Annotated in this window: 5 protein-coding genes; 2 read left to right on the top strand and 3 right to left on the bottom strand. The window is 36.6% G+C overall.

Annotation, left to right across the window (positions count from 1 at the left end; genetic code table 11):
- The coding region (locus BW939_RS15590; protein WP_143754010.1) for a transposase at positions 1-303 on the top strand (303 nt) is incomplete at its 5' end.
- Positions 304-1,011: 708 nt separating this feature from the next.
- Positions 1,012-2,328: a group II intron reverse transcriptase/maturase gene (gene ltrA, locus BW939_RS15585; RefSeq protein ID WP_076452927.1), complete on the top strand. Its 1,317-nt coding sequence runs from the start codon at positions 1,012-1,014 to the stop codon at positions 2,326-2,328.
- 55 nt (positions 2,329-2,383) lie between these two features.
- Here ltrA and BW939_RS15580 read toward each other — a convergent pair whose 3' ends face one another.
- The 3 genes from BW939_RS15580 to BW939_RS15570 form a co-directional block, all read right to left on the bottom strand.
- Complete coding sequence (locus BW939_RS15580) at positions 2,384-3,334, bottom strand: hypothetical protein (protein ID WP_076452926.1); 951 nt, start codon at positions 3,332-3,334, stop codon at positions 2,384-2,386.
- 343 nt (positions 3,335-3,677) lie between these two features.
- Positions 3,678-4,073, bottom strand: coding sequence for a hypothetical protein (locus BW939_RS15575; RefSeq protein ID WP_076452925.1), 396 nt, complete (start codon positions 4,071-4,073; stop codon positions 3,678-3,680).
- Positions 4,074-4,352: 279 nt separating this feature from the next.
- A complete protein-coding gene (locus BW939_RS15570; protein ID WP_076452924.1) occupies positions 4,353-4,895 on the bottom strand; it encodes a hypothetical protein in 543 nt (180 codons plus the stop codon).
- Positions 4,896-5,133 lie beyond the last annotated feature (238 nt).

The raw sequence follows: 5,133 nt of genomic DNA, 5'->3' as shown, positions 1-5,133 counted from the left end.
AATGGGCAATTGTACCGAAAAAGGCAGGAGATCAACGAGCATATCTTCGGAACCATCAAAAGGCAATGGGGTTACAATCACACGAATTTAACGGGATTAGAGAAGGTAAATGGTGAACACAGTTTAATTATGCTGGTTTACAACATCAAACGTGCAATGAATATTCTGGGAGTTCCTGATTTAATTGCGAAAATCAAGAACTGGAAGTCACCTTACAAAAGGAACGTCTTGTTTTTGCAAATAACGAATCATTTTAAGCTGAAATCAGTCGTTGTTTTTGAAAAAGTATTATTGGTTGCTTAAAAATAAGGCGCCGTTAAAAGGCTTGTTTTACCTTGCAGCGTTGTAAAAATATGGCTTAAAGAGGAAGGATATGAGTTTTTTCACAGCCTGACGTTTCGGGGCTTTGCGTTCGGGCGGGAAATCGAAGCACAAAAGCTGATATTATTACTAAAGTTCAATTGAAAAACTGCTGTTGAATTTTGCACTTCAGCCCGCCTGACGCAAAACCCTTGTGTGTGCCCAGCATGGGCATCTTTCTCTTACGAAAGTAAGAAATTAATCTAGAGGGTGCAAGTCCCTTATGGGCGAGGGTAACGCCTTGAACCATTAGTAAGTCGCAAGGGTGGTAACCGTGAGGTTACATCTGAAGGAAGCGAGACTACAAAACTCGGTACTGACGAACAGGAACCGTATAAGAGGCATTTATGCATGGGTAAGCAAGCACATCATTGTAACGCCCTAAAATTACAAAAGTGCATAAATGTAGATACGGCAGGAATTGAGAGAAAGAAGATGCCATTACCTGGGGATATCTTCGTAGCCACGAGTTGGCAAAACGAAGAAGTCAGCAGAAGTCATAGTACTTAGGAGCAACGAGCCGATGAATAAATCGGAGGACTCACAACCCAAGGAAGGACTGAACGTATTTTGGTTCTTAATTCACAATGGAATTCCCGTTAAACGGAATAGCCCTGGGAAAGCGGAACAGGTTAAAGTAAAAGAACAAGAATGATTGAAAGAGTATTACATCCTCGCAACATGCAACGAGCCTTACAGCAAGTAATTGCGAATAAAGGCAGTGCTGGTGTTGACGGAATGAACGTGCAAGAATTATCTGATTATCTTCGGAAAGAGAAAACACGACTTTACTCTTCCATAAAAGAGAGGTGTTATCTTCCCCAACCCATTCTTGGAGTAGAGATTCCTAAAGCATACGGTAAAACCCGACTTTTAGGAATTCCAACAGTAACCGATAGAGTGTTACAACAAGCGGTATCACAAGTTCTGATGCCACATTACGAGAATGAATTTAGTGTTCACAGTTATGGATTCAGACCCAACAAAAACGCCCGCCAAGCAGTTGGTAAAGCGTTGGAGCATATCCATGAAGGTTATCCATTTATTGTAGACATTGATCTAAAGACTTTCTTTGATGAAGTAGACCACTGCATCCTTCTGAACTTACTTTATCGAAAGGTAAAATGTCCAGTAACCATGCGCTTAATCCGCAAATGGTTACGAGCCCCAATTCTAATCAATGGTCAACTACAGAAACGAAGAAAAGGAGTTCCGCAAGGTTCGCCTTTAAGTCCGTTATTGTCGAATATCCTGCTCAATGAGTTGGATAAAGAATTGACAAAACGAAAACTTCGATTTGTACGCTACGCAGATGATTTTAGTATTTATACCCAGTATAAAAGCCATGCAACTGCAACGTTAAAAGCCATAGAGAAGTACTTGAAAACGAAACTTAAACTCACTATTAATGGTGAGAAAAGTGGCGTTAGAAAGCCAGTACAATTTGAACTACTGGGATTCGGATTCGAATCTACATATAAGAAAGGGGACAAGGGAAAATACCAATTGGTAGTAGGTAAGAAAGCGTGGACACGATTGAAAGAGCGACTAAAATCCCTCACCCGCAAAACCGCTCCGATAAGTTTTGATGAGCGCATCCAAAAGATTAACGAAGTTCAGCGCGGATGGTTAAACTATTTTCGAGGAACAAGTATCAAAGGAAAACTCATGAACTTTGACGGATGGCTGAGAAACCGACTGCGGTATTGCATTTGGCATGATTGGAAGAAGCCCGAACGGAAGAGGAAAAACCTCATTCGATTAGGAATCGACCAAAGCCTTGCGTATGCATATAGTCGAACTCGGAAAGGAGGATGGGCAGTCGCACAAAGTCCTATTTTAGGAACAACAATCACTATTTCAAGGCTAAAGAAGCGTGGTTACATCGGCATGTTAGAACTTCATCTATCACTTAACCCATCAATATACGAACCGCCGTATACGAGACCCGTACGTACGGTGGTGTGAGAGGCGCACTCCGTTCAATTATGAGCGGAGCCGTCTACTCGATTAGGCGTAGTTTTTATTTTCTGTTTAATAATATCTTTTCATTTCTCGGAAATGTCCTTAGCTCGTCTGCGATTTGTTCTGCACTGCTGTTTGTCAAAAACTCTTTTAAGTCATCTTGTAATTTAGCTTTTAGTACTTCAATTGTTGTTTTGTCCAAATGGTCAATTGTGCAGATTTCATCTAATGCACTTGATAAAATGCCAGATAGGTAGCTAAATCTATTACCTATGTCAAGGCTTTCAAACTTATCGTAGTCAATCACGACATAAGTATATTCATGCCAATCTTCAAGAGGAAATTCTGTTTTAGCATCTTCTAAACTGTCTGAAATGCTGAAGTAAATTTCAGAATAGCCTGGTGATAAAAGTTGATTTAGCTTTAAATTCTTCTCTAGTATGTCAGTGATTTTATTGAGATAGGGTCGCAATAATTTATTTTCTTTTTTGTCGTAAGCCCTAAATCCCTTCAATTTCTTTATTAAATCCCTTTTGTTACTCACTCTTTGCTCTGTTCTGCAATTCATTCTTTTTAAATGGATTTGCTTGTGCAGCTCTTTAGTGTTTTCGATGAAAAATTCTAATTCAGTATTGTTTTTAGGCAACAATACTCTTAAAGAAATTAAGTTCTTCTTAAGCTTTAAAATTTCGAAGTCCTTATTTTCGACTTCTATTTCGTTAATTACTTCAATGTTTTCAATGATTGTCTCAAAGGCATTATTGAAGTCAACTAAATTAAGTTCGCTGTAATTAGAAAAGTCAAATGGAATTGAAATGTCAGCATATTTTTTGTATAAAAATTTGCGTTTAAATTTCTGAGTCTTTTTGGGCTTTTCAATGAACGTAATAAAGACAGCTTCAAAAGTCAACCCGTGATTTATTTCAATCAAATTGTAATTCAGAAACCGTTCAAGAGCAAGGATTGTCTGTGACCGGTCTTTTTTATCGAAGTCTATCTGAATTCTCATTTGTTGTCTGTCTTTAAAATTACGCCTAACGTCGCGCGGATTGGCGAAGTTTCATTTTTGTTGTAACGAAGTTACAAAAGAAAATGGAATTTTGCCAATCCGCAGATGTGTTGAAGGTCGCAGCGCAGCGGAGAACTTTGACACATCTGCGGATGAAATCCGCGCGACGATGTGCAAAAGGCGGAGCGGAGCGGAGACTTTTGCACATCGTTCTGGCGCTTGGCGAGGTTGCGAACTTCGGAACCGATTATTTTCTATCAAAGATAAAATTTCTTGCGAGAAATAAACGTGTATTTACTACAAAATTCGCAATCTTGCCAAACGCCTGTTGTGCGTTCGTTTTTTACCAGTTAACTAATTCTGTATATTCTTTATTTATATATTCTGGAAAGTCTTTAATTTTTTTCAATTCAGCATTTTCTGTATTCAACTCCCAAACAGATGATTTTTCACTCCAAGGGTCAGTAAGGATTTCAACTGTATTTTTATCTTTTATTCTTATTGAGTGAATCCATTCAAAGTTTTCGTTATGATATTTTATGGTTTTAGAAGGTTTCCAAAACGTCAAGTGAATTCCAGCAACAATTGCCCAATTATTTTCAGGGTCAATAATTCCGCAGCTCGGGTTACCATAAAATTGTTCATTTAGTAATATTATTCCGCTCGTTTTTTCAGTCAAAACAGATGATTCCTGTTCTATTTCAAGTTTTAATTTATCTGTTTCGTCTATTATTTTCATTTTTTTAGGTTTTGCAAAATGACGCACAACGTCAGTCTGTGAATTAACTCAAAATGGACACCTGAGAATCTGCTGTATGAAATTTTTCTCCAACAGGTATCCGAATAACTTCTCATTTCGGCTAAGTTTTTTCACAGCCTGACGTTCCGGCGCTTGGCGAGGTTGCGAACTTCGGAACCGATTATTTTCTATCAAAGATAAAATTTCTTGCGAGAAATAAACGTGAATTTACTACAAAATTCGCAATCTTGCCAAACGCCTGTTAGCGGTTGTGTTTTTTTATTCGGTTGAGTATAAAATTCCCCACGCTCCATAATTCATTTCTTTCTCGAAAATTTCTCCAACATAATATTCTCGATAAACTTCTAAATGAATTATTTCTTGTGTTTTCGGATTTCTAAAATCAATGTAATGTCTTAATCTTCCATTTTTTGTTATATAAGGCTCGTATTTTTCAACACTTTCATTAATTTTTACACTTTCAGATTTTCCGAATAATTTATTTGTTGTAATTATTAGTGAGAATGCAATTCCAAACAAAATTCCTGTCGAAAAAATAATCATCATAAAAATTGAAAATATATCTCTCGCTTTTTCTTTAAATTTATTTTTCGGAATATCCTTATCTAAAGGTTTTACACTTTTATAATAAAATTTTGGTCCAAATATTAGCAAAAAAAGAACAATTGGTAACAGTAAAAATTTTGCAGTAATTTTTAATGCTGTTGAAGTTTCAAAATATTTTATTGCAAAAAATGGATAACCAATTATTATTGCACAAATAATTATAATTAACCAAACATTTGATTTCCATTTTTCCATTCTATTCGTCTCGTTTTTTTAACATAACCGCTAACGTCAGTCTGTGAAAAAACCTCCGTTTATTTTAATCAAAAATAGGTAAAAAATTTCAATATTTCGGGAGGGAATTTGTATATTTAATGATGCAACACATCACTGGGATCGCCCGCAATCAAATGGTTTTTACGAGTTTAGAAGATTCGATTTTTGAAGATAATCCGGTTCGCTTTATTGATGCTTTTGTGGAGAATATCGATTT

Source organism: Chryseobacterium piscicola (assembly GCF_900156685.1).
GTDB classification, from domain to species: Bacteria; Bacteroidota; Bacteroidia; order Flavobacteriales; family Weeksellaceae; genus Chryseobacterium; species Chryseobacterium piscicola.
The sequence above is the reverse complement of the archived record's forward strand: the minus strand, read 5'-3'. Positions and strand labels throughout refer to the sequence as shown.

Coding starts and splice junctions, on each gene's coding strand:
- ltrA (WP_076452927.1), top strand. CDS start 1,012: ATGATTGAAAGAGTATTACATCCTCGCAACATGCAACGAGCCTTACAG.
- BW939_RS15580 (WP_076452926.1), bottom strand. CDS start 3,334: ATGAGAATTCAGATAGACTTCGATAAAAAAGACCGGTCACAGACAATC.
- BW939_RS15575 (WP_076452925.1), bottom strand. CDS start 4,073: ATGAAAATAATAGACGAAACAGATAAATTAAAACTTGAAATAGAACAG.
- BW939_RS15570 (WP_076452924.1), bottom strand. CDS start 4,895: ATGGAAAAATGGAAATCAAATGTTTGGTTAATTATAATTATTTGTGCA.